Below are 23,531 nucleotides of genomic sequence, written 5' to 3' on the forward strand. Positions count from 1 at the left end.
TAACCGTTATCTTTGTCAAGGAAATTTGACCTAAAAAAACCATAAATTCACTAGCCTCTTGAGAAAAAGGGAAAAGAGAATAAAATTAAAAGTATGAACGAAAGTCCTGTTGCTAAAAAGCCCGTTCTTTTCCAAACACAAACAGGACTTTATATTGGACTCGTATGCTTTAATCCCGTTTATGAAACTTTAAAGTTTGTGCTTGAAAAAAGAGAATTCTTTGAAGTTGAATGGCCAGCTCTTGTTAGTGTTGATGAAAAAGGGTTTATTCCTATCCTTCTTGGACTACCCTATTTTACCATTCAAAGAACCCAAATTATATGGTATACCCTTCAAATTCCTGAAGGACTTTTAAAAACTTACCAAACCTATTTGCCTCACCTTTTTACCAATACCCCTTTACAGGAAAAAATGTCCTCTGCAAAAGTTTCTCAGTCTAAAACTACTTCTAAAACAGAGGAAAAAATTATACCCTTTCCTTTTAAAAAAGATGATCCCCAAACAAAATAACAAAATTCTTATAGCTCCTTCTCTTCTTTCTGCTGATTTCTCAAAATTGGCAGAGGAGGTGAAAGCCGTAGAAAAAGCAGGGGCTGACATTTTGCACTTAGATGTAATGGATGGCATGTTTGTTCCAAACCTCACTTTTGGTCCCTTAGTTATAGAATCTCTTCGCCCTCACTCAAATCTAATTTTTGACGCCCATCTTATGATTGAAGCTCCAGAAAGATACATAAAGGATTTTGCCTCTGCTGGTGCAGACTGGATATCTGTTCATGTAGAAGCTACAAAACACTTACATAGAACTGTTTGGAAAATCAAAGAACTTGATAAAAAAGCCGGAGTTGCCTTAAATCCTCATACACCACTTGAAACGATAAAATATGTGCTTGAAGATCTTGATTTCGTTCTAATAATGACAGTGAATCCGGGTTTTGGCGGACAAAAATTCATAAAAAACTGCCTTCCCAAAATAAGTGAGCTTAAAAAAATGATAGATGAAAAAGGACTTAATGTTTTAATTCAGGTTGATGGTGGAATAAATTCTGAAACAGCGCCTGAAGTGATAAAAGCAGGAGCAAGGGTGCTTGTTGCAGGATCTGCTATTTTTGGAAAGGAAGATTACGCAAAGGCTATTGAAGTTTTAAGACCTTCCACATAAACTTCAAACTTTTCAAACCATCTTTAAAAAAACTAAAAATTAAAATAAGAAGCATTGAGAAAAAAAGCCTTTTAAAATACCAATACTCTAAAATTAACCCTCCTAAAACGATAACATACATACCTGCCTTATCGTATGCCCATTTTGGAAAACCCCTCACAAGTCCTCTTTTAAAGAAAAAGAAAGAAAGGGCAATAATATTTATCCAAAAAAGTCCATCAGTTAGAGGAAAGGTTAAAAGAAGTGCCAAAGGATAGCTTAAAGAAAAGAGAGACTTAAAAAAGTTTTTTAAATTACTTCTAAATTCCTTTATTTTATGCCAAACCCTGTGAAAATATGGTATGGCACTAACAAAAGAAAATATAGCTATCAACCACAAAGAGTAATCAATTAGATATATATAAAAAGGAAAATGAATATAAAGGATAACTCCGAAACCTGCAAAGCTCATCTGAAATAGGGTCTTTAATTTAGCAATTTTTGAAACCTTCATCTTATCAGGAAACCAGCTTCTTAGAAAAGATACCAGAACCTCTCTTAAAATGATTAAAAAAACAGGCAAAAAATTAAAATAATTCAAATAAACCAAGACTAAATAGACTGAAGTTACAAATATCTTATCAGCAATGGGATCCAAAATAGCACCAATTGAAGTAACCTTCCTATACTTTCTTGCAAGAATACCATCAAGATAATCGGTTATTCCTAATAAAAAGCCCGTTACCAAAGCTCCGATTTTACCAGAATAAGATTCTGAAAGAAGAAGCAAACAGGGAAAAGGTAAAAGAAAAATTCTTAAAAGGGTAAGCCTGTTTGGAGTAATAAGTGAATACATTTTTATCTTTTCCCTTTTTCTAAGCTAAAATTATATTATACTATTTTTGTTTTAAAAACCCTAAAAATTAGCTAAAAAATGAAAGAAAAAGAAACCTTAATTTTTGGTCCGGTAAGATCAAGAAGACTTGGCAGATCCTTAGGAATTGAGATGGTTCCCAGAAAGATATGCTCCATGAATTGTATTTATTGCGAGGTAGGAAAAACCACAAATCTCACTATAGAAAGAAAGGATTATTATCCCTGGGAGCTGATTGAAAAATCTATTTTTCAAGCTAAGGAGTTAGAAGACAACTTTGATGTTTTAACCTTTACAGGAAGCGGGGAACCTTCTTTAAATGTTCATTTTGAAAAAGCTATATTACTTGCTAAAAAAATTATTAAAAAACCTATAGCTGTTTTAACCAACGCTACCCTTTTACATATCCCCTCAGTAAGATCTGCATTAGCAGAAGTGGATATAGTTTTACCTTCCTTAGATGCGGGAACTTCTGAAACCTTCAAAAAAATAAATCATCCTCATCCTGAGATAGAACTAAAAACCATTATTGAAAATTTAAAAGCTTTGCGAGAAGAAATGAAAGGTGAAATGTGGCTTGAAATTCTTTTGGTTGAAGGAATAAATGATTCAGAAGAGGAACTTAAAGCCTTAAAATCAGCTATAAACTATATTAATCCCCATAAAGTGCAACTCAACACAGTGGTTAGACCCCCTGCCTTTGAAGGAACAAAGCCAGTTTCTTTTGAAAAGCTTAAAAAAATTGCCCAATTTTTAGGAGATAAAGCTGAAATTATAGTTAGCAAAGAAAGGCTTGATAAAGCAAAAGAAACCTTTAAAGATCTTGAAAAAGAAAAGATTAAAAAAGAAATTTTAAACTATATCAAAAGACGTCCTTCCACCCTCGAAGAACTCTCTTTAGCTTTAAAAATTGAAAAAGAAAAGATTAAAAATGTTTTGGAAGAATTTATTTCTGAAGGATTAGCGAAAGAAAAACTACACGAGGGGGAAAGGTTTTTCTTTGCTGATTAGATGAAGGACAAAAATTTTTATAAAAAGGCTATTGAAGCAATTTTATTTTGTGCAGGAAGATCTTTAAAAGCCAAAGAAATTTCAGAAATATGTGATGGACTTCCAGTTTCTGAAGTTAAAAAAATAATTGAAGAACTTAAGACTGAATATTCTGAAAGAGGGGTTAGAATTGTTGAAGTAGCAGGTGGATATAGAGTTGAGACCATTCCAGAAGCCTCTGATTACATAAAAAGGCTTTTAAAACCAAAAAAATTCAGGTGGACAAAAGCCCTTCTTGAAACACTTGCCATTATAGCCTATTTCCAACCCATAACAAGGGCTGAAATTTCAGCAAAAAGAGGAGGGGTTGATGTGAGTAATTCTTTAAAAGTTTTGTTAGAAAATGATTTTATAGAAATAGTAGGAAGAAAACAAGTCCCTGGAAGACCTGCTCTTTACGGAACAACTAAATTCTTTCTTGAATACTTTGGTTTAAAGTCTTTGGAAGATCTTCCGTCCCTTGAAGAACTTAAAAACCTATCTGAATAATGCCAATCAGAAAAGAAATTATACAAGAGGCGGAGCTCATAGAACATGAAGGAGGAGAAATACCAGAGGTAGCTTTTTGGAATAGCTTTTTTTATTTAACCGAACCTCCTCCTAAGGGGCTGGGGTTAACTCTCTCAGAAGAGGAAATAAAATTTTTAAAAAAAGCAGTAGTTAAAAGGTATCTTAAAATTATTGAAAGAGATCTTACGCCTGAAAACATTGAAAAACCAATTTATAGAGGTGTAAAACGTGCTATAATAAACTTAAAAAGATTAAAAACTTTTACAGAAAAAGAGAGATTAGAAAAAGATTTTGGGTTAGCTTTAGAAAAAATTAAAAACTGGATTAAAATTTTCAAAACTGAAAAACCAGATTTTCAAAAAAATGAAATAAGAAAACTGGAAAGACTTCTCAAGAAATTTTATGATAGGGATAATTGATTACTTAGCAGGTAATTTAACAAGTGTAGCAAGAGCTTTAAATTATCTTGGTTACAAATGCTTTATTTCTTCAGACATTGAAGAACTAAAAAAAGCAGAAAGAATTATTTTTCCAGGGGTTGGTGCTGCTAAAAGTGCGGTAGAAAGCTTAAAAAAATTTGGATTGGACGAGTTTTTAAAATCCGCTTTTTTAAAGGGAACCCCCATTCTGGGGATTTGCTTAGGAACACAGATTATTTTTGAGTTCAGTGAAGAAGACGGTGGAACAGAAACCCTTGGTCTTCTTAAAGGAAGAGTTGTAAGATTCCCACAGCCTCTTATCTGGAATGGAGAAACACTAAAAGTTCCTCATATGGGCTGGAATAAAGTAAAATGGATAAAATCTCATCCTGTCTTTGAAGGACTTGACCCAGATTATGAATACTATTTTGTGCACAGCTATTTTGGAATTCCTGAAGAAAAAGAAGTTATTTGCGGTATAACTTTTTATGGAATAAATTTTACTTCTGCCCTTGCGTATAAAAATTTAGTAGCTGTTCAATTTCACCCTGAAAAAAGTGGTAAGCCGGGATTACAAATTTTAAAACAATTTTGTGAGTGGAAACCATAGAAACTACTTTTTGTGAATAGGGGAAATGACAGCTATCATTTGTTTTCCTTCCATTTTGGGAGGGGTTTCAATCTGAGCTTTATCTTTAACTGCCTCAAATATAGCCTGCAAAACTCTATCTGCCATTTCTGGATGAGCAATTTCTCTTCCTTTAAAAATAACCCTTATTTTTACTTTATTTTCATCTTCAAGAAATCTTAAAATGTGCCTTATTTTAACTTCAAGATCGTGTTTATCTGTTTTTGGGCTAAGTTTTATTTCTTTAATTTCCACTTGTTTTTGCTTCTTTTTTGCTTCTTTTGCCTTTTTTGCTTCTTGATACAAAAATTCTCCAAAATCCATAATTTTACAAACAGGTGGATTGGCAGTAGGTGCAATCTCAACCAAGTCAAGCCCATAATCTTCAGCATATCTCAATGCTTCAGAAAGAGGAACAATGCCTATCTGTTTCCCATCTGGTCCAATCAGTCTCACCTCTTTTGCTCTGATCTGTTCATTAACTCTGTATTTTTTCTTTAAATCTTTCTGCATACCTCCTTTTTCCTCCTTAAGTTTTAATATTTAGTGCAAGATTAGGTGAATCTTGGTTTAAAATTTTGATAAAGTGAAACTTTAGATTAAGATGATTCATTTAATAGATATTCTGGTTGATTTTCGGCTCTGATTTTATTTATAAACTCTTCTATTTTCAGATTGTTAATTACTTCTCCCTTTCTTGTCCTTACACTGATAACTCTGTCTTTTTCTTCCTTATCTCCTAAAATAACCATATAAGGCACTTTTTCCTGTTGAGCCATTCTGATTTTATAGTTTAGCTTTTCGTTTCTAAAATCCTCTTCTACTCTAAATCCTTCTTTTCTTAGAATTTCAACGATACTCTCTCCATAGCTTATGTTTCTATCAGTAATAGTTAAAACTTTAATCTGTACAGGAGCTATCCAGAAGGGAAAAGCACCTGCATAATTTTCAATAAGAACTCCCAAAAATCTTTCAAGAGATCCAAGCAAGGCTCTATGAATCATGATTGGTCTGTGAAATCTATTATCTTCTCCTATGTAGACAATGTCAAATCTTTCTGGGATATTAAAATCAACTTGAATAGTTGAGCATTGCCAAAATCTTCCCAAAACATCTTTGATTTTTAGGTCAATTTTTGGTCCATAAAAAACTCCTTCCCCAGGGTCTACTTCGTATTCAAGCCCTTTATTTTCAAGAGCCTTTTTAAGAGCAGACTCAGCTTTATCCCATATTTCAGGAGAACCTACAAACTTTTCAGGTCTTGTGGAGAGAAAAATCTTATATTCGGAAAATCCAAAAACTCTAAGGAAATATATTACAAGATCTAATACCTGCATGAGTTCATCTTCCAGCTGATCTTCTCTACAAAAGATGTGAGCATCATCTTGAGTAAATCCTCTAACTCTTAGAAGCCCGTGTAAAACTCCACTTCTCTCAAAACGATAAACTGTCCCAAGTTCACAGTATCTTATAGGAAATTCCCTGTAACTTCTTCTTTTTTGATTATAAACATAAATGTGAAAAGGACAGTTCATGGGTTTTAATTGATAAGCTCTGTTCTCAAGTTCCATTGGAGGAAACATGAATTCCTGGTAAAAGTCTAAATGCCCTGAAACCTTCCACAAATCTCTTAAGGCGATATGAGGAGTATATACAAGCTGGTATCCTCTTTCTAAGTGAACCTTTTTCCAGAAATTTTCTATTATATTTCTTACAATAGCACCTTTGGGAAGCCAGATTACAAGCCCTGGTCCAATATCTTCTTCAATAGTAAATAATTCAAGTTCTTTCCCTAACTTTCTATGATCTCTTTTCTTTATTTCTTCAAGTCTATTTAGGTATTCTTCTAATTCTTCCTTTGAAAAAAAGGCAGTTCCATAAATTCTCCAGAGCATAGGATTTCTTTCATCTCCTCTCCAATAAGCACCAGCCACAGAAAGAAGCTTCACTGCTTTAATTTCCCCTGTAGAAAGAAGGTGAGGACCTTTGCAGAGGTCTACAAAGTTTCCCTGAGAATATATAGAAACTTTGCTATCAGACATCTCCTCAATAAGCTCAAGTTTGAAATCCTCATTAAGCTTTTTAAAAAGTTCTTTAGCTTCCTCTTTTGAAATTTCCTTTCTTTCTAAGGATAAATCCTCATTTATTATTTCCTTTACTTTTTTTTCTATCTTTTCCAGATCTTCTTCATTAAAGGGGCGTTTGTAATATATGTCATAATAAAATCCCTCTTCTGTTGGAGGACCTATACCGAGTTTTGCTTCAGGAAAAAGTTCTTTTACAGCCTGTGCAAGAACATGAGAGGCTGTGTGTCGAAGAAAAATAAGTGCTTCTTTATTTGAAGAAAATATAGGTTCAAGTTCCAAAGTATCTGGAACACTTTCGTTAAGGATGTAATGCCAGTCTATGTATTCGTCGTTATGTTTAAATCCAACAGGTAATTCTTGAGTAAGTTTTTTTATTTCTGGAATAAGAATTTTTAAGGGAGAACCTGGGTTAAGATAAAATTCACCAAGGTCTTTGATCTTTATTTTCAAAATTTAACCTACAACTCCTTAAACTGATTTATGGTAGGCGCGGGCGGGATCGAACCGCCGACCTCTTGCATGTCAAGCAAGCGCTCTCCCACTGAGCTACGCGCCTATTCTATATTTTAAAAACATAACAAATTTTTAAAGGTTGTCAAGTTTAAACTTTCAATTAATTTTAAAAATAACCATTTATAACTGAGATTATACAAGTTCATCTTTTAGCAAGTTGTGATAAAATTAAAAATTTAATCTAAGCTTTCTCAAAAGGGGGAATTTTAATGGACTGGAAAGAGACTCTCAATCTTCCAAAAACTGATTTTCCTATGAAAGCAAATCTCACCCAAAGAGAACCTATTTTTTTAGAATTTTGGGAAAAAGAAAAAATATACGAAAAAATTCTTAAAAAAAGAGAGAATGCCCCTTTATATGTTTTACACGATGGTCCACCCTATGCCAATGGACACATCCATTTAGGAACAGCCCTAAACAAGATTTTAAAAGATATTATTGTAAAAAGCAAATCCATGGCAGGATACAAGGTTCCCTTTGTGCCGGGATGGGATTGCCATGGTTTGCCCATAGAACTTAAAGTGGAACAGGAATTAAATGTTAAAAGAGGAGAACTCCCACCTCTTGTTATAAGAGATGCCTGCAGAAAATATGCAGAAAAATACATAAACATTCAGAGAGAAGAGTTTAAAAGGCTGGGAGTTTTTGCTAAATGGGATTCTCCATATCTTACTATGGATTTCAAATACGAAGCTATAATTGCAAGAGAATTTTTAAGATTTCTTGAAAGTGGACAAGTTTATAGAAGAAAAAAGCCGGTTTTTTGGTGTCCTAACTGTGTTACAGCTCTTGCAGAAGCTGAAGTTGAATACGAACCACATAAATCCCCCTCTATTTATGTCAAATTTCCCTTAACTGAGGAAACTAAAAAATTTTTAGAAAAAACTCTTAACATAACATTTCCAAAACCAATTTCTATACTTATCTGGACAACTACCCCTTGGACACTACCTGCTAACCTTGCTTTAGCATTTAATCCAGAATTTGATTATTTAATAATTGAGTGGGATGAAGAGTTTTATATTGTTGCCGAAGGTAGGATTTCGGCTCTATGCGCTGAATTAAACAGGGATCTTCCCAGAAAAATTGCCAAAGTTGATCCCAAGAAACTTGAAGGGAAAAAAGCCCACCATCCTTTTTACCAAAGAGAAAGCCTTATCATCCTGGCAGATTTTGTAACCTTAGATACAGGAACAGGAATAGTTCACATAGCACCTGGACACGGAGAAGAGGACTATCAAATAGGTTTAAAATATAATCTTGATGTCTATGTCCCTGTAGATCAGGAAGGAAAATTTTATCCTGACATTCCTTTAGTAGGTGGTTTAAATGTCTATAAAGCTAATGAAGTCATTTTAAAAACTCTTAAAGAGCAGAGAAAACTCCTACATCAAGACGAGATTGAACACAGTTATCCTCACTGCTGGAGGTGTAAAAAGCCCATAATTTTTAGAGCTGAAAATCAGTGGTTTATTTCTATGGACTCTAAAAATTTAAGAGAAAAGGCTTTAAAAAGTCTTGACAAAGTTAAATTTATTCCTCACTGGGGAAAAAACCGTCTTTATTCCATGCTTGAGAAAAGACCAGACTGGTGCATATCTCGTCAAAGGGTGTGGGGAGTTCCCATAACAGTTTTTAAATGTAAAAATTGCGGGGAAATACTAAAAGATTTTAAATACTATGAAAAGGTTATTGAAATTTTTGAAAAAGAAGGCTGTGATCCCTGGTTTGTAAGAGAAGCAAAAGAACTTTTACCTGAAGGAACAATTTGTCCAAAGTGTGGAAATTCAGATTTTGAAAAAGAGAAAGATATTCTTGATGTATGGTTTGACTCTGGCGTTTCTTTTGCAGGAGTGCTTGAGAAAAATCCAGAACTTAGTTTTCCTGCAGATTTATACTTAGAAGGTTCTGATCAACACAGAGGTTGGTTTCATAGCTCTCTTCTTTGCTCTGTAGGAACAAGGAATGTCCCTCCTTACAAAACAATTTTAACCCATGGCTTCGTAGTTGATGGACTGGGAAGAAAAATGTCAAAAAGCCTTGGAAATGTAATTCATCCTCAGGATTTAATAAGAGAATACGGAGCTGAAATTATAAGGCTTTGGGTCTCTGCCGAAGATTATCGTGATGATATTAAAATTTCTAAGGAAATTTTAGCAAGATTAGTTGAAGCTTATAGAAAAATAAGAAACACCTGCAGATTTCTTATAGGTAATTTATATGACTTTGACCCTGAAAAAGATCTTATACCTTTTGAAAATCTTCCTGATTTTGAAAAATATATTCTTTACAGATTAGGAAAACTTATTGAAAAGGTTAAAAAGGCTTACGAAAATTTTGACTTTCACATTGTATATCACGAACTCCACAGATTTTGCGTTGTTGAGTTATCTTCTTTAATCATAGACATAAACAGAGACTTTCTTTATTGTGAGCTTCCAGATAGTTTTAAAAGAAGAGCAACCCAAACGGTGTTTTACTATGCTCTTGATAGCCTGACAAAACTTATGGCTCCCATCCTTTCTTTTACAGCTGAAGAGATATGGCAAAATCTCCCCTATAAAAAAGAAGAAATTTCCGTATTTTTAACAGATTTTCCTTCTTATTCCTTTGACCTTACAGAAGAGGAGATCAAAAAATGGGAAAAATACTTAGAATTAAGAGAAGAATTACTTAAAGCATTAGAAATAGCAAGAAAAGACTACGATATCATAAACACCAGCCTTTCCGCAGAGGTCTTTGTTAAAGCACCAGAGGAGATTAAACCTTACTTACAGGATTCCTCTTTCTGGGAATATTTTATTATGGTTTCTAAATTTGAATTGGTAGAAAATATTGATAAATCAACTGATAAAGAAGTAATTTATCAATCTGAAGAAATTAAAGACCTTGTAATAAAAGTCAAGGCAACGGAAAATCAAAAATGCGAAAGATGTTGGCAGAGAAAACCCGAGGTAGGGAAACTTGAAATACCTGAACTTTGCGAAAGATGCTATAATGTAATAAAATCCTTGAATAAATAAAATTATGCGTCTATTCTGGTTAAGTGCAAGCCTGACTTTTCTTTTAGATAGAATTACCAAATATTTGATCCTGAAAGCTGAATTTAATAAAATGGAAATTTTGCCCATTTTGAATATAGTAAAGGTTTGGAATAAAGGTATAGCCTTCGGAATTTTTTCTAAAGCAGGAGCTAAGGGATTTATTATTTTAATCTTAATAACCATAATTGTTTTGGGAATTAGTTACTTTTGGGCAAAAAAGATTTATTCTAAAAACAAAGAAAATAAAGTTTTTTTATTATCTCTTGGAATGTTATTCGGAGGGGGATTAGGAAATCTTACTGATAGGGTATTATTTGGAGGTGTCCTTGACTTTATAGATCTTCATTTAAAAGATCTTCATTGGCCTGCTTTTAATGTATCAGACATGGCTATCACCTTTTCCCTCTTTCTATTGCTTTACAAAGCTTTTAAAACTTGAAAATGTTTTATCTAAAACTCATAAAACACCCTAAATTAATAAATTTTCTCTTTCGTACCCAAGTTTCTGTTGCAGAAATTTATATAAAGGATCTGCTTTCAAGAAACCTTACAAGAATTGATAAAGACACATACAAATTAACTCCTGAAAATATTTTTTACCTAAATAAAGCTTTAGAGGATTTTAAAAATGAATTTTCTTCTCTTCTTAGATCCTCACTACCTCCTTTTTCTTTTATCTTAACAAAAAGCCCTACAGAAAGAATTCCTGATGTGATCCTAAGAGCTGGAAAAATTTATTTAGAAAAAACAATAAAAGAAGAAGTAGATTCAATTTTAAAAAACGGTAAGCTCTTTTATAGAATAGACCCCTGGCAAGATTTGTGGGAACTTATTTTACCTTCTACAGTTGATCCAAAAATTGAGCTCTTTTATAAAGATCTTTTTTGGGTTGGAGAAAAAAAGCCCTGCTTTTTTTGCAAAATTCCTTGGCATAACTCTTCAGATTGCCCTGCTCTTTTAGAGGTAGAGCCAAGGAAAACTTTTCAGGTTTCGTTAAATTTTCAATTTAAAGAACTTTCACAAACCTTATGGGAAGGAATTTATAAAGAAAATTTTTCTTTTGAAAAGCTAAGATATCTTTATGTGAGAAATTTCTATTTATTACCTGAATTTTTAAAGATAGTTTTTTATAAATCCGAAAACATAGAAACCTGGGGTCATTTCAAACTTGAAATGGAAGCACCTGTAAGAGGAGGAAATCTTGGTCTGGGATTAGAATACTTAGTGAAGGGAAACTTAGATAGTGCAAAAAGAGAATTTTTGGAGGTAGAAGAGGACTTTAGAGCATGTATTGGTCTTGCTTTAATAAGTATTCTTAGAGATGATCCTAAAGGTGCTCTTTATTATATAGAAAAAGCCCTTTCTCAGGTTTCCACTCCCTTTGTTAGTAGTTATTTACTTTTTCTAAAAGGCTATTTTCATGAATATATCGGAGAAACTGCCATTGCCGAAGAATTTTACAAGGATGCCTTAGAAAAAGATTATACATGTCTTCCTGCTTTTTACTACTATAATTTAGCAAAGTATCAAAAAGGTTCTTCTCTTTCTGAAATTTTAGCTTATTTCAATCATCCCTATTTTTTGTACTGGAGCTATCTTGAACCAATTTTTATACAGGATCAAAAGGAGCTGGAAGAAATTTTATACGATAAAATTGCAGAAAAAAGAGAATTAGCTTCTCAGAGGTTAAAAGAAACAGAAGACCGCTATCATAAAATAAAAATCTTTTTTTCTGAGTCTGAAAAAAAGGATTACGAAGAAAAACTTTCCAAAATAAGAGAAAATGTTCATAAAGGGGGATTGGGACTTATTGAGAGTGCCTATCAGAGGGCATTGGAATTGGATTTGGAATTTCAAGGCTACATATATAGAATTATCAAAGATCTCAAAGAAGATTTTGAAAAACTTAAAGCCATAGAAAGGGAACTTGTCTCTTTCTGGAAAAGATATCCCTATAAACACGAAGATTCAAACTTTGGTAAGGATTTAAAAGCGATGTCTGAACTTGTTCAAAAAATTGAATTTAAGTTGAGAAGAAAAGACCCCTCTGATGCTTTATCTACTCTTATTTCTGAAATAAAATCTGGCAAAAATCTGGCAGAAAACTTAAACCTTGCAAAAAAGAATCTTGTTAAAAAATGGAATTTCCGAATAAAGCTGGCTAATTTCTTAAAAAATTTTTCCTTAGCTGAATTTTTTCTTACTTCTATCTATGTAGTTTTTCCTTATTTACCCATTTCTGAAAGTATAAAAAATTTTTTTAATTTATTCTCTTTTATCCTTATTTCACTTGTCTTACTTATCATTTCTCTTTTTATTTCTTATTTTAAAGATTATGAGCTTGAATGATTTTTTTATCTGGGCTAATGCTGACAAAATTCCTTATCAACTGTATATTTTCAAATCCCCTGTAAAAGTCCTTAAACTGTGTAATCCGGATAACCTTTCTGATTTTTTCAAATATCTTGAAAGGCAGATTAAACAGGGATTTTATGCCTGTGGATTTTTAGCCTATGAGCTTGGCTATCTTCTTGAAGAAAAGCTTAAATCTCTCGCAGAAAAAATTTCGTTTCCTCTTGCCTATTTCGGATTCTATAAAGGATTTAAGAAACACTTTTTAGACCCGCAATTTGATTCTTTAAAATATCAGAAGTTTAAAAGAAGGATTTAAAAACATTTTTATTAACATAGAGAAAGAGGAATATATTTCAGCTATAAAAAAATTAAAAACTTTATAAAATAAGGAGATGTCTATCAGATAAATTTTACCTTTAAAATAAATTTTGAATTTGAAGGGGATTTGGAAAAGCTTTTTTATTTTCTCCTCTTTTCTCAAAGATGTAAATACGGATGTTTTGCCAAGGTTGGAGATTACTACATTTTATCCCTTTCACCTGAGCTTTTTCTAAAAAAAGATAAAAATTTAATAAAAAGTTCTCCTATGAAAGGCACTTCAAAAAGGGGGAGTTCTATCAAGGAAGATAAAAGATTAAAGTGTCTTCTCAAAAACGATGTTAAAAATCAGGCTGAGAACATAATGATAGTTGATCTTTTGAGAAATGACCTTGGAAAGATTTGTCAAAAAGGGAGTGTTTATGTATCAGAACTTTTTAAAGTGGAAACCTATCCCACGGTGCATCAGATGATTTCAACTATAAGAGGAACACTCAAAACAGATAGCTTTTATGAAATTATTAAAGCACTTTTCCCCTGCGGTTCCATTACTGGAGCTCCAAAGATAAGAGCTATGGAAATCATAAAAGAGCTGGAAAAAGAACCAAGAGGTATTTATACAGGTGCTATTGGATTTATAAAACCTAATAGAGATTTTCTTTTTAATGTGGCTATACGAACCTTAATTCTGAAAAAAGAAAACCATTACTTTCTCGGGGAAGCTGGCGTAGGGGGAGGAATAGTATGGGATAGTCTTCCTGAGGAAGAATTCAAAGAAGGTATCTTAAAAGCCAAGTTTTTCCTCTCTCCCCCTACCCTATTTTAAATTAATGGAAACCTTTTACTTTAATTCCGAAAAAGATAATCTCTTTCTTCCTCTTCATTATAAAAGAATTAAAAGCTCTGCTCTTTATTTCAAATTTAAACTTCCTGATTGGTTAAAAACTTACGAAAAATTCAGAAGTTTTATAAAAATAAAAGGAATTTCTCTAAAAAAGGGAGAATACAAAGGAAGATTAATTCTTTCTCCTTCTGGAGAGGCTGAAATAAGCTTTTCACCCTTTCAACCCTGGAAAAAGGATTTAAAAATTGGTCTTGTTAAAAGAGATTTTGATCTTGGAATTTTATTTTATCATAAAACCTCTTTTAGAGACTATTTTGACTTCTGGCAAAAAGAGGCTCAAAGGCTTGGTCTTGATGAAATAGTTTTTTACGATGAGAGAGGTTTTCTTCTGGAAGGTTGTATATCCAATGTATTTATTGATTTAGGATATGGACTTATAACTCCTTCTTTAGAGCTTAAAATCCTAAATGGAATTTTAAGACAATTTCTGATTTCAGAAAAAAAAGGCAAAAGAAGGTACAATAAAATTAGAAGACCTTAGAAAAGCAAAAAAAATTTTTATTGGCAATGCAGTTCGTGGGCTTGGTAAAGTATCAGAATGGGTTATATTATAAAAGAAAATTTAAAAAGGGGGCTGATTTATGGCAGAAAAATCTTACAAAATAGCAGTTATTCCAGGAGATGGAACAGGACCAGAGGTAATAAGAGAAGGGGTAAAGGTTCTTTCTGCAGTGGGAAGAAGATTTAACATAAAGTTTCATTTTAATTATTTTGATTGGGGAGGGGAAAGATACCTAAAAACAGGAGAAACTATTCCAGAAGGAGGAATTGAAGAGCTTAAAAAACACGATGCCATTTATCTTGGTGCCATAGGACACCCTGATGTAAAACCAGGTATCCTTGAAAAGGAAATACTTTTGAGAATCCGTTTCGAACTTGATCAGTATATAAATTTGAGACCCGTTAAACTTTATCCAGGGGTGTGGACTCCTATAAAAGATAAAGGACCAGAAGATATAGATTTTGTAGTAGTGAGAGAAAATACAGAAGGACTTTATGCAGGAGGGGGAGGATTTTTGAGAAAGGGAACCCCTTACGAAGTTGCTATTCAAGAATCTATAAATACCCGTTACGGAGTAGAAAGATGCATTCGCTTTGCCTTTGAATACTGCAGAAAAAGAAATAAGAAAAAGAAAGTTACCTTGGTTGGTAAAACCAATGTTTTGACCTATGCCTGGGATTTGTGGTACAGAGTTTTTCAGGAAGTGGGAGAAGAATACCCAGACATAGAAAAGGACTATGCCCATGTTGATGCAGTTTGTATGTGGTTTGTAAAAAATCCTGAGTGGTTTGATGTAATAGTTACTGACAATATGTTTGGAGATATTATAACTGACCTTGGGGCTATAATTCAGGGAGGAATGGGGATTGCAGCTGGTGGTAACATTAATCCAAATGGGGTCTCCATGTTTGAACCAATCGGTGGATCAGCTCCCAAGTATACAGGAAAAAATGTAATTAATCCCCTTGCAGCAATCTGTGCTGGAATGATGATGCTTGAATGGCTTGGAGAAGAGGAAGCTGCTAAAGCTATAGAAAATGCCGTAATAAAAGTTTGCAGAGATCATCTTAAAAGCTTAGCAGCTGGAAAAATGGGATACACTACAACCGAAGTGGGAGATCTTGTTGCAAAATACGCAGAGGAGGGGGTTGAGCTTTAAACATAAGTGATAGAAATTAATTTAGAAGAAATCCCAAAATCCCCTGGAGTTTACTTATTTAAAAACAAAAGGGGAGAAGTTCTTTATGTAGGTAAAGCTAAAGATCTTAGAGCAAGGCTTTCTTACTACACTAAAAACTCTTTTCTTTCTCCTAAAATTCAACATCTTCTTGAACTTGCAGAAAGGGTTGAATACTTTCTAACAAAAAACGAAAAGGAGGCTCTTCTTTTAGAGGCAAATCTCATTAAGAAGTATCGACCAAAATATAATGTCCTTTTAAAGGATGACAAAAACTATCCTCTTTTGAGAATTCCTATTAAAGAGAAGTATCCCTCTTTACAAATTGTTAGAAGAAGAAAAAAGGGGGATCAAGCCCTCTATTTTGGTCCCTTTACCTCAGCAAGAGGATTAAGGGAAATTTTAAAGCTTCTTTCTAAAACCTTTCCTCTGAGAAAATGTAGTCTTGCTGAAATGCGAAGAAGAAAAACTCCCTGTGTGTATTATCAAATTAAAAAGTGCCTTGCTCCTTGCGTAAATCCTATTCCAGAAGAGGAATACAAAAAACTTGTAGATGGAGTAATAGAGTTTTTTCAAGGAAAAGGAAAGGTTCTTTTAGAAAAACTTGAAGAGGAAATGCACCGCCTTGCAGAAAATCTTGAATTTGAAAGAGCTGCCTTCCTAAGGGACAGAATTAAAGATTTGAAAGAAATTCTTGAAAAACAGGCTGTTGTTTTAGATAATCCCATTGATCTTGATCTTTGGGAATATAAAAAAGAGAATTCCCGCGAATTTTTTATCGTTCTTTTCGTGAGATATGGCTATCTTTATGGTTTCCAAACCTTTCAAATAAGAAATCCCTTAGGAGAAGGAACTTCACTTAAGGATGTGCTTTTACAGTTTTATATGGAGGGAAAAATAGTTCCTGAAAAAATATTTCTTCCTGAAAAACCAGAAGAAAAAGAAGACCTTGAAAACATTTTAAGCGAATTTGCAGGAAAGGAAGTAAAAATTTTAGAGAGCAAAGAAAATGAGGAGATAAAGGTTTTAAGAGACCTTGCTTTAAAAAATCTTGAAAATTTTATTTTTTCTGAAAAAAGAAGAGAAAAACCTTGGTATGCTGGTCTTTCTGAAGAATTGACAGAAGTCTTAAGGCTTAACCACGAGCCAAGATGGATTGAGGCAATAGACCTTTCGCAGTTTTACGGAGATGCAAGGGTAGGAGCTATTGTCTGTTTCTTTGAAGGAGAGCCTGAAAAATCCCGCTACAGGCATTATCACATAAAAGGTGAAGCAAAAGATGATTATGCCATGCTTTACGAAGTAATTTACAGAAGACTAAAAAGAGGGCTTGAAGAAAACAATCTTCCTGATCTCTTTTTGATAGATGGAGGGAAGGGACACTTAGAAACTGCTTTAAGAGCAGCAGAAGATCTTAAGGTTGAAACTGTTGAATTTAGAGCAGTTGCCAAAAACGAAAAAAGACAACCTGAAAAAATTTACCTTCCTGGAAGAAAAAATCCCTTGTTTTTATCAAAATATAAAGAAGTATATAACTTTATTGGAAGAGTAATGAGTGAGGCTCACAGATTTGCCAAGTCCTTTGCAGAAAAGACGAAAGAAAAGGAAACCTTAGAAAGTATTTTGGACAAAATAAAAGGCATAGGACCAAAGAGAAAAGAAGTTCTTTTAAAAAATTTCAAAAGTTTAGAAGAAATTTCTCAAGCTTCCTTAGAAAAATTGGTAAATCTTCCAGGATTTAATCTTAAAGTAGCAAAAGCTTTGAAAGAGGAATTACAAAAATTTTTAGGTTCTTAGATCCTTTTCTATAATTTCTGCCACTTTTTTTCCGCTCATAAGCATTCCACCAAAAATAGGACCCATTCTTGGAAGACCAAAAACTTCACAAACTGCTATTCCCGTTACATAGAGCCCCTCTGCAACCTTTCCTGTGTATTCCACTACAAGTTTTTCTGAAACCTCACTCCAATTAGATTTTTCCCCTTTTAAAATAATGTTAAGTTCTGGATTTTTTTCTGCTGCAATTTGGACAATTTCTGCTCCGTGTCCTGAAGCATCAACCAATGCCTTTGATTGAGTATAGAGAGGATCTACATGAAGTGCTGAAAGTTCAATAGCAGTCCACTTCCACAAAACCCCTGTAACCCTAAGTGGATTACCCCTTACTATTACATCTTCCACATGCACACCCAAGAAAATCTTTGCTCCTGCATCAAGTGCTCCTACAGCAAGTTTTGCTATCAATTCTGCGGGATCAAGGGTATATAATCCTTTTTCTGCTTTTTTATATTTGATTTTAAAGTCGTCTAAAATTGGTATAGCTTCTTCCTGAACAACTATCTTGGGAATCATATTTCCACCACCACCTATTCCACCACCAAAGGAAAGCCTCTTTTCATAAACAAGAACTTTAAATCCTTTGTCTGCAAGATATTTAGCAGAAGTAAGCCCAGATGGTCCTGCTCCCACAATTAAAACATCTACATCACTGTATTCGTAAAGATCCTCTAAACCGTATTTTACTATGGCTCTTTGAATTTCCAGTTCCATTTTACTTTCTCCTCCGTTTTATTTTTTTAATTTAAAATTTTCTATAATTTCTCTAATTCCTCAAAATAGGCACTTGACATAAATAAAATTAAGGTTTTTTTGACTTCTCCCTTTTTAATAAAGTTTAAATCCTCTAAAATTTCAGCCTTCTTTCCCTTTTCTTTTAGAGCTTTTAACAAGTACTCCACATTAAGTCTTTCTTTTTCTGGAATGTTTTCTAAACCAGGGGGTATTTTAAGATAAACTTCATCTGCTAGGCTTAAACTTCTTATATAATCTTCTTGAAAAACCCTTCTTTTACTTGAGTTTGTTCTTGGCTCAAAAATAGCTATAGTTCTCTCAGGTTTTATGATTTTTTTTAGTTCTTCTATTGTTTTTTTAACAGCTGTAGGATGATGGGCAAAATCATCAACAATAACAAATGCTTCGTTAACCCATACGATTTCCTGCCTTCTTTTCACACCAGAAAAATTTTTGAAGGCTTCAGCCCATTTAGAATTTAACAACCCCAAACCATAAAGCAGTGCAAGAACTGAAAGAGCATTTAAAGCATTGTATTCTCCAGGTATAGAAAGAACAAACTCTAAATCTTTCTTAAAAGGTGTATCTGCTTTAACAAAATTTTTAAATTCAGAATCTTCAAAAACCGTCTCACTTTCTAACAGAACAAAATCAGCAGAGGAATCTTTTCCATAAGAAATTTTTTTAGCCTTGGGTTTTGTTTCCTCAATCAACTCTTTCAAATTTTCATCATCATAATTATAAACAATTAATCCATCTTCAGGAACAAGATTTATCAATTTTTTGAAAACCTCTTTAAGGCTTTCTAAATCAGGATAGACATCTACATGGTCGTATTCAAGACTTGTTAAGATAAGAGAATAGGGTTTAAAATACAAAAATTTAGGATCTTTATCAAAGAAAGATGCTGGATATTCGTCTCCTTCAATTACTGCAAAAATACCGTTTCCCTTTCTGTAATTAAGACCTGTTTGTTTTAAAACCCCACCAACCAAATAAGTGGGGTCATATCCAAGGTATTCAAGAACATAGCTTAAAAGTGCTGTAGTGGTTGTTTTTCCATGTGTTCCAGCACAGACAAGAACTTTCTTTTCTTTAAAAATAAATTCGTTTAAGAATGAGGGAAATGAGTAAAGAGGGATTTGAAGCTCTTTTGAGGAAAGAACCTCTAAATCATCTTTTTTAGCTATATTTCCTACAATTACAGCATCAGGTTTTATTTTTTTTATATTTTCCTGGTCTGGCTTATATACAGGAATTTTCAATTTTTCAATGATTTCAGAAGAGGGAGGATAAATATTTTCTTTTTCTGAGCCAAAAACTTCAAAGCCAGATTCTTTCAGAATCCCTGCAACACCACACATCCCTATTCCACCAATTCCAACAAGGTAAACTTTCATGATTTATCTATTATAATTTCTATCTCAGGATTTAACAAGATTTCATAAGCAGAACCTTCTCTAACGGCAATCTCAAGAAAACCCTCACTTCCGAATAATGCCACAATTTCTCCCTTTTTGGCATATCCGTAAGACTTAACCAAAGGAACTTCCTTTTTATTAACAAGCACCTTAAAGGATTCTTTTATCATATCTTTATGAAAATTAGTAATAACATTCCCAAAGTGATCTACATACCATATGGAAAGTTTATATCCCTTTGAAGTTTTTTCAGGAAAGGGAAACTCTAAGGTTTTTAGTTCTTCTTTTGAAATGGGTTTTAAAAATTCATTCCAGGGTATTTCACTTAATATGTAAGCTATGGCAGGCGCAAATAGATCCCTTCCGTGAAAAGTAGAACTATAAGGGGGTTTTAAAACCTTTTCTTTGATTATTTCAAAGGAAGAAAAATCGGGATTTTCTTTATAGACCAGAGAGAATACTCCGTTATCAGGTCCAACAAAGATAAATTCTTCAGTCTTAATAACAATTGCCTTTCTTTCTGTTCCAACTCCAGGATCAACAATCACAAGAAAAATCGTATTTTTTGGAAAGTATTTATAGGAAAAGTAAAGACTAAGGGCTGCCTTTCTTATATCTTGAGGTGGAATATGGTGAGTAATATCAATGAAGTTTATACACTGTGGACTTTTTAGTTCCTTTAAAATTCTTGCTTTCGTTACCCCTACATAGTGATCTTCCATTCCAAAATCGGTAAGCAAAGCAACTGTTTTAACCATTTTGCGAAATAAGAAAGACCTTTTCTCCTTTCAAAATTTTTTCTTTTGCTTTTTTTGAGTATTTTATAAGTAAATTTTTAATAAATTCTTCGGGTGGGTTTCCTTCTATTATTGTAGCAACTGGAGAGGGCACATTTAAGGTAAAGGTTTTGTAATCTTTTTCTGCTATTTTTTTGATTTTTTCGTTTTCCTCAAAATTTCTTCCAAGAACAATCCAGAGCCCTTCTTCAAAAAAATGTCTTCCCAAAGTAAGAAGTTGTGCTGTTTTATAATTTAGGGGTCTTTTTTCTTTTAAAACTTTTAAAACCCTTCCTCCAATTTGAGGATCAGTTAGCAAACACCCACCAGCTGGGGTAGGAATTTCTTTAAGTTTAAACTTTTTGGCAAGCCCAAGCTGAAAAGTTCTCTTTTTCCCGCTAATACCAAAGAGCTTTTCTCTGTCAACAAGTCCTCTCTTTTCTATTTCTGTTTCAGCAAGAAGTTTTGCTGAAAGCGGTCTTAACAAAATTCCTTTAACTTCTGCTTTTTTTTCAATTAAATTAAGGGTGCTTTTATTCTGACTCATAGGTCTTTGCCCTAGAACCTCTCCTGTAGCTATAAAGTCTGCCTGGAATTCTTTCATAAGTTCCTTTGCTTTTTTTAGCATAAAGATTTTACAATCTATACAGGGATTAGCATAATCTCCATAGCCATACTCTGGCTTTTTAAGAATTTCTAAGTATTCTTCTGTAAGGTCAACAAGAAAACCCTCATCAAATCCCAGCTCTTTTATCTTTTCATAAAATGGCTCAGGATCTTCTTTATACTTCCATCCAAAAAAGGGAGTAATAAACCTAACAGCTACAACCTTTATCCCCTGTTCCTTAAGAATCAGTCCTGCTAAATGGCTATCAAGTCCCTCTGAAAAAAGAAGAAGTGCTGTTGGCATTATCTAATTTTAAATTTGAGCTTTTAAATAGTTTTTGGCTAATTCTAAATTCTGAGGATCTCCAAGCATTCTTGCTATTTCTTTAATTCTATCTTCTCCTTTTACTTCTTTAATTCTTGTTTTTGTTTCTTTTTCCATAATTTCTTTCTCTACTACATAATGAATATCAGCAAGAACTGCAATTTGAGGAAGATGGGTGATACAGAGAATTTGGTAATTTTCTGAAAGATCTTTAAGTTTTTGAGCAACTTTTTTAGCTGTAGTTCCACCTATTCCTGCATCCACTTCGTCAAAAACCAAAGTCCCTGCCTCAGTTTTTTCTTTTAAAATAGATTTACAGGCAAGAAAAATACGAGAAAGTTCTCCACCAGAAGCCACCTTCTCAAGAGGCTTTAAAGGCACACCAGGATTTGAAGAAAATAAAAATCTTATTTCATCAAGCCCTGTAAAGGTAAGGTTTTCAACTCTTGGTTCTTTTAGAATCAATTCTATTTTAAAATCTGCCTTTTCCATCCCGAGGTCTTTTAATTCTTTTATTAAAAGATTCTGAAGTTTGGGAATACCTTTTAATCTTTCTTCACTTAATTTAAGAGCTGCATCAATTAGCTCTTTTTTTAACCTTTCTTCTTCTTTTAAAAGTCTTTCATAGCTTTTTTCTCCTGTTTCCAAAAGATTTATTTCCTCTTTTAATTCTTCTAAAAGCTTTATCAAACCTTCTGTATCTCTTTTATACTTCTTTTTGAGTCTATCATATTTGGAAAGCCTCTCCTCTATTTCATTTAAGGCTGTATCATCCTCTGGCAGATGACTTGAATAATCAATCAGGTCTCTTTTTATTTCTTTGAGATCATAATACATGGAGTAAACCTTTGAAAAATGCTCTTTAAAAGAGTATTCCACTTTACTTAAACTTTCAAAGGCTGAAACAATTTGAAAAAGGTTTGTTTCTACTTCATCTAAACTTGATAAAAGAAATTGAGTTTTTTCTTTTAAAAAAGCTAAGTTTCTAAGTTTTTCTCTTTCTTTTAAAAGTTCTTCCTCTTCTTGCAGGTTGGGATTTAATTCTTCTAATTCTCTTATTTGAAAGAGTAGAAAATCTTTTTTGAGTTGAGCTGAAGCTATTTTTTCTTCAAGTGCTTTAATCTGAGATATTAAATCTTTGTACTTATAAAAAAGTTCTTGATATTCTTTCAAATAGGAACTGATACCAAGAAACTGATCTAAAAATTCAAGCTGTTTTTCTGAGTTTAAAAGTGTGTAGAATTCGTGTTGACTCGTAAGTAAGATCAAATCTTTTGTTATTTTTGACAGTTCATAAAGAGTAGCAGGTGAGCCATTTATGTAAATTTTTTGTTTGTTTGAAGAAAAAATTCTTTTTACATGTAATTCTTCTTGCGGAGAATAACCTGTTTCTTTAAGTTTTTGAGAAAGTGTTTCTCCTCCCCAAAAAATAGCCTCCACTTCTCCTTCTTTTGCTCCTGGTCTTATGTAGTTAGCTCCTCCTTTTTCTCCTAAAAGTAATTTTACAGCTTTAACAAGAAGAGATTTTCCAGCTCCTGTCTCTCCAGTAAATACAACAAAACCTTTATCAAGTTCTAAATGGGCATCCTCAATCAATACAAGATTACTGATTTTCAGTTCTAAAAGCACAAAACTTATTTTAAAAATATTCCCAATTTTTTCAACAGCTTTCCCACAACCTTTCTACCACTTCCGAAGTAGCAGATTTTATAATAATTATTAAGTTGGAACAAGTTAAATTTTTAAATTTACTCTTGACTTTTTAAAAATTTTTAAATATGCTTAGTGGTATAAAGTGGTAAAAAGTGGAATAAATGTTTAGAGGAAAATTTAAACACACCCTTGATGAAAAAGGAAGGTTCAGTCTTCCTGCTAAATTCAGAGAAGTTCTGAGAGTTAAATACGGAAGCGAAAACCTTGTTGTAACTAATTATCCAGATTGCTTAGTAGCTTATCCTGTTGAAGAATGGCAAAAAATAGAAACTAAATTGTTAAGTCTTCCTTGGGATGTCCCAGAAGTAAGACAGTATGTAAGATATTTTCTTGGCTCTGCTGAAGAATATCAACCTGATAAGCAAGGAAGAATTCTCCTTTCCCAGTCTTTAAGAGAAGAAATCGGGCTTGAAAGGGAAGTCGTTCTTTTGGGAATGTTAACCCACTTTGAAATTTGGAATCCTAAAGACTTAGAATCTAAATTTAAAGAGACCAAAGAAAACTTTAATAAGGTTATTCAAATTATTAATCCCTATTTAACAGGGGTTAAAGATTTATCATCATGAACCCGTATTACTAAAAGAAGTGCTGGAGTGG

The 23,531-nt window shown here is 33.1% G+C and carries 22 protein-coding genes, 1 tRNA gene and 1 pseudogene; 15 read left to right on the top strand and 9 right to left on the bottom strand.

The genetic code is table 11. From position 1 onward, the window contains the following. The first annotated feature begins 93 nt into the window (after positions 1–93). Both ACLGLP_RS08620 and rpe read left to right on the top strand, forming a co-directional pair. Complete coding sequence (locus ACLGLP_RS08620) at positions 94–510, top strand: hypothetical protein (protein WP_492112870.1); 417 nt, start codon at positions 94–96, stop codon at positions 508–510. Then, positions 491–1,162 (top strand): ribulose-phosphate 3-epimerase, encoded by a 672-nt coding sequence (gene rpe, locus ACLGLP_RS08625; protein WP_492112871.1) that lies wholly within the window; start codon positions 491–493, stop codon positions 1,160–1,162. The genes ACLGLP_RS08620 and rpe overlap by 20 nt, the downstream gene beginning before the upstream one ends. Here the strand turns inward: rpe and pgsA are convergent. Beyond that, positions 1,134–1,997 (bottom strand): CDP-diacylglycerol--glycerol-3-phosphate 3-phosphatidyltransferase, encoded by an 864-nt coding sequence (gene pgsA / locus ACLGLP_RS08630; protein WP_492112872.1) that lies wholly within the window; start codon positions 1,995–1,997, stop codon positions 1,134–1,136. The two genes, rpe and pgsA, sit on opposite strands and share 29 nt — an antisense overlap. A 78-nt stretch (positions 1,998–2,075) precedes the next feature. Here pgsA and ACLGLP_RS08635 point away from each other — a divergent pair, with 78 nt between their 5' ends. The 4 genes from ACLGLP_RS08635 to hisH are packed head-to-tail and all read left to right on the top strand — an operon-like array spanning position 2,076 to position 4,604. Continuing rightward, positions 2,076–3,026, top strand: coding sequence for a radical SAM protein (locus ACLGLP_RS08635; RefSeq protein ID WP_492112873.1), 951 nt, complete (start codon positions 2,076–2,078; stop codon positions 3,024–3,026). Beyond that, positions 3,027–3,554 carry an SMC-Scp complex subunit ScpB gene (scpB, locus tag ACLGLP_RS08640; RefSeq protein WP_492112874.1) on the top strand — a complete coding sequence of 176 codons (528 nt, stop codon included), beginning with the start codon at positions 3,027–3,029 and terminating at the stop codon, positions 3,552–3,554. Then, positions 3,554–3,994, top strand: a complete 441-nt coding sequence (locus ACLGLP_RS08645) for a hypothetical protein (RefSeq protein ID WP_492112875.1) — start codon at positions 3,554–3,556, stop codon at positions 3,992–3,994. The genes scpB and ACLGLP_RS08645 overlap by 1 nt, the downstream gene beginning before the upstream one ends. Continuing rightward, on the top strand, positions 3,978–4,604 hold the full coding sequence (hisH, locus tag ACLGLP_RS08650; RefSeq protein ID WP_492112876.1) for an imidazole glycerol phosphate synthase subunit HisH: 627 nt from the start codon (positions 3,978–3,980) through the stop codon (positions 4,602–4,604). Before ACLGLP_RS08645 ends, hisH begins: the two co-directional genes overlap by 17 nt. A 3-nt stretch (positions 4,605–4,607) precedes the next feature. On the opposite strand, the gene infC is transcribed toward hisH, so the two are convergent. From infC to ACLGLP_RS08665, 3 genes are all read right to left on the bottom strand, one after another. Beyond that, complete coding sequence (gene infC / locus ACLGLP_RS08655; protein WP_492112877.1) at positions 4,608–5,135, bottom strand: translation initiation factor IF-3; 528 nt, start codon at positions 5,133–5,135, stop codon at positions 4,608–4,610. An 86-nt stretch (positions 5,136–5,221) separates the two neighbouring features. Then, complete coding sequence (thrS, locus tag ACLGLP_RS08660) at positions 5,222–7,159, bottom strand: threonine--tRNA ligase (protein WP_492112878.1); 1,938 nt, start codon at positions 7,157–7,159, stop codon at positions 5,222–5,224. Between the two features lie 31 nt (positions 7,160–7,190). After that, positions 7,191–7,265 (bottom strand) — tRNA-Val (locus ACLGLP_RS08665). Between the two features lie 166 nt (positions 7,266–7,431). Here ACLGLP_RS08665 and ileS point away from each other — a divergent pair. The 8 genes and pseudogenes from ileS to uvrC all read left to right on the top strand — a co-directional run bounded on the left by ileS (position 7,432) and on the right by uvrC (position 17,319). Continuing rightward, on the top strand, positions 7,432–10,245 hold the full coding sequence (ileS, locus tag ACLGLP_RS08670; RefSeq protein ID WP_492112879.1) for an isoleucine--tRNA ligase: 2,814 nt from the start codon (positions 7,432–7,434) through the stop codon (positions 10,243–10,245). A gap of 4 nt (positions 10,246–10,249) precedes the next feature. Then, the gene (gene lspA / locus ACLGLP_RS08675; protein ID WP_492112880.1) at positions 10,250–10,705 is read left to right on the top strand and encodes a signal peptidase II; all 456 of its coding nucleotides are present in this window, start codon (positions 10,250–10,252) and stop codon (positions 10,703–10,705) included. Between the two features lie 2 nt (positions 10,706–10,707). Then, positions 10,708–12,615, top strand: coding sequence for a tetratricopeptide repeat protein (locus ACLGLP_RS08680; protein ID WP_492112881.1), 1,908 nt, complete (start codon positions 10,708–10,710; stop codon positions 12,613–12,615). After that, positions 12,608–12,937 (top strand): hypothetical protein, encoded by a 330-nt coding sequence (locus tag ACLGLP_RS08685; RefSeq protein WP_492112882.1) that lies wholly within the window; start codon positions 12,608–12,610, stop codon positions 12,935–12,937. The genes ACLGLP_RS08680 and ACLGLP_RS08685 overlap by 8 nt, the downstream gene beginning before the upstream one ends. 84 nt (positions 12,938–13,021) lie before the next feature. After that, positions 13,022–13,765: pseudogene (locus tag ACLGLP_RS08690) on the top strand (chorismate-binding protein); the annotation flags it as partial. Between the two features lie 4 nt (positions 13,766–13,769). Further along, entirely contained in the window at positions 13,770–14,324 is a 555-nt protein-coding gene (locus ACLGLP_RS08695; protein WP_492112883.1) for an aminotransferase class IV, read from the top strand. A gap of 100 nt (positions 14,325–14,424) precedes the next feature. Next, positions 14,425–15,504: a 3-isopropylmalate dehydrogenase gene (locus ACLGLP_RS08700; RefSeq protein ID WP_492112884.1), complete on the top strand. Its 1,080-nt coding sequence runs from the start codon at positions 14,425–14,427 to the stop codon at positions 15,502–15,504. Positions 15,505–15,510: 6 nt separating this feature from the next. Further along, on the top strand, positions 15,511–17,319 hold the full coding sequence (uvrC, locus tag ACLGLP_RS08705) for an excinuclease ABC subunit UvrC (RefSeq protein ID WP_492112885.1): 1,809 nt from the start codon (positions 15,511–15,513) through the stop codon (positions 17,317–17,319). Here the strand turns inward: uvrC and ACLGLP_RS08710 are convergent. Genes ACLGLP_RS08710 through recN form a run of 5 tightly spaced genes read right to left on the bottom strand, consistent with a single transcriptional unit; the run spans position 17,308 to position 22,850 of the window. After that, positions 17,308–18,072: a sulfide-dependent adenosine diphosphate thiazole synthase gene (locus ACLGLP_RS08710; protein ID WP_492112886.1), complete on the bottom strand. Its 765-nt coding sequence runs from the start codon at positions 18,070–18,072 to the stop codon at positions 17,308–17,310. The two genes, uvrC and ACLGLP_RS08710, sit on opposite strands and share 12 nt — an antisense overlap. 41 nt (positions 18,073–18,113) lie before the next feature. Then, entirely contained in the window at positions 18,114–19,493 is a 1,380-nt protein-coding gene (locus tag ACLGLP_RS08715; RefSeq protein WP_492112887.1) for a UDP-N-acetylmuramate--L-alanine ligase, read from the bottom strand. Further along, positions 19,490–20,272, bottom strand: a complete 783-nt coding sequence (locus ACLGLP_RS08720; RefSeq protein ID WP_492112888.1) for an SAM hydrolase/SAM-dependent halogenase family protein — start codon at positions 20,270–20,272, stop codon at positions 19,490–19,492. Before ACLGLP_RS08720 ends, ACLGLP_RS08715 begins: the two co-directional genes overlap by 4 nt. Continuing rightward, positions 20,265–21,200 (bottom strand): tRNA 4-thiouridine(8) synthase ThiI, encoded by a 936-nt coding sequence (locus tag ACLGLP_RS08725; protein WP_492112889.1) that lies wholly within the window; start codon positions 21,198–21,200, stop codon positions 20,265–20,267. The genes ACLGLP_RS08720 and ACLGLP_RS08725 overlap by 8 nt, the downstream gene beginning before the upstream one ends. Positions 21,201–21,209: 9 nt before the next feature. Next, positions 21,210–22,850 carry a DNA repair protein RecN gene (gene recN / locus ACLGLP_RS08730; RefSeq protein ID WP_492112890.1) on the bottom strand — a complete coding sequence of 547 codons (1,641 nt, stop codon included), beginning with the start codon at positions 22,848–22,850 and terminating at the stop codon, positions 21,210–21,212. A 185-nt stretch (positions 22,851–23,035) separates the two neighbouring features. Between recN and mraZ the strand changes: the two genes are divergently transcribed. Next, positions 23,036–23,500 (top strand): division/cell wall cluster transcriptional repressor MraZ, encoded by a 465-nt coding sequence (gene mraZ, locus ACLGLP_RS08735; RefSeq protein ID WP_492112891.1) that lies wholly within the window; start codon positions 23,036–23,038, stop codon positions 23,498–23,500. The last annotated feature ends 31 nt before the right edge of the window (positions 23,501–23,531 follow it).

This window comes from Caldimicrobium sp. SLHALR3 (assembly GCF_058692735.1).

Bases quoted from the DNA above. Each gene is read 5' to 3' on its own strand.
- ACLGLP_RS08620 (WP_492112870.1), top strand. From the start codon at position 94: ATGAACGAAAGTCCTGTTGCTAAAAAGCCCGTTCTTTTCCAAACACAA.
- rpe (WP_492112871.1), top strand. From the start codon at position 491: ATGATCCCCAAACAAAATAACAAAATTCTTATAGCTCCTTCTCTTCTT.
- pgsA (WP_492112872.1), bottom strand. From the start codon at position 1,997: ATGTATTCACTTATTACTCCAAACAGGCTTACCCTTTTAAGAATTTTT.
- ACLGLP_RS08635 (WP_492112873.1), top strand. From the start codon at position 2,076: ATGAAAGAAAAAGAAACCTTAATTTTTGGTCCGGTAAGATCAAGAAGA.
- scpB (WP_492112874.1), top strand. From the start codon at position 3,027: ATGAAGGACAAAAATTTTTATAAAAAGGCTATTGAAGCAATTTTATTT.
- ACLGLP_RS08645 (WP_492112875.1), top strand. From the start codon at position 3,554: ATGCCAATCAGAAAAGAAATTATACAAGAGGCGGAGCTCATAGAACAT.
- hisH (WP_492112876.1), top strand. From the start codon at position 3,978: ATGATAGGGATAATTGATTACTTAGCAGGTAATTTAACAAGTGTAGCA.
- infC (WP_492112877.1), bottom strand. From the start codon at position 5,135: ATGCAGAAAGATTTAAAGAAAAAATACAGAGTTAATGAACAGATCAGA.
- ileS (WP_492112879.1), top strand. From the start codon at position 7,432: ATGGACTGGAAAGAGACTCTCAATCTTCCAAAAACTGATTTTCCTATG.
- lspA (WP_492112880.1), top strand. From the start codon at position 10,250: ATGCGTCTATTCTGGTTAAGTGCAAGCCTGACTTTTCTTTTAGATAGA.
- ACLGLP_RS08680 (WP_492112881.1), top strand. From the start codon at position 10,708: ATGTTTTATCTAAAACTCATAAAACACCCTAAATTAATAAATTTTCTC.
- ACLGLP_RS08695 (WP_492112883.1), top strand. From the start codon at position 13,770: ATGGAAACCTTTTACTTTAATTCCGAAAAAGATAATCTCTTTCTTCCT.
- ACLGLP_RS08700 (WP_492112884.1), top strand. From the start codon at position 14,425: ATGGCAGAAAAATCTTACAAAATAGCAGTTATTCCAGGAGATGGAACA.
- ACLGLP_RS08710 (WP_492112886.1), bottom strand. From the start codon at position 18,072: ATGGAACTGGAAATTCAAAGAGCCATAGTAAAATACGGTTTAGAGGAT.
- ACLGLP_RS08715 (WP_492112887.1), bottom strand. From the start codon at position 19,493: ATGAAAGTTTACCTTGTTGGAATTGGTGGAATAGGGATGTGTGGTGTT.
- ACLGLP_RS08720 (WP_492112888.1), bottom strand. From the start codon at position 20,272: ATGGTTAAAACAGTTGCTTTGCTTACCGATTTTGGAATGGAAGATCAC.
- ACLGLP_RS08725 (WP_492112889.1), bottom strand. From the start codon at position 21,200: ATGCCAACAGCACTTCTTCTTTTTTCAGAGGGACTTGATAGCCATTTA.
- mraZ (WP_492112891.1), top strand. From the start codon at position 23,036: ATGTTTAGAGGAAAATTTAAACACACCCTTGATGAAAAAGGAAGGTTC.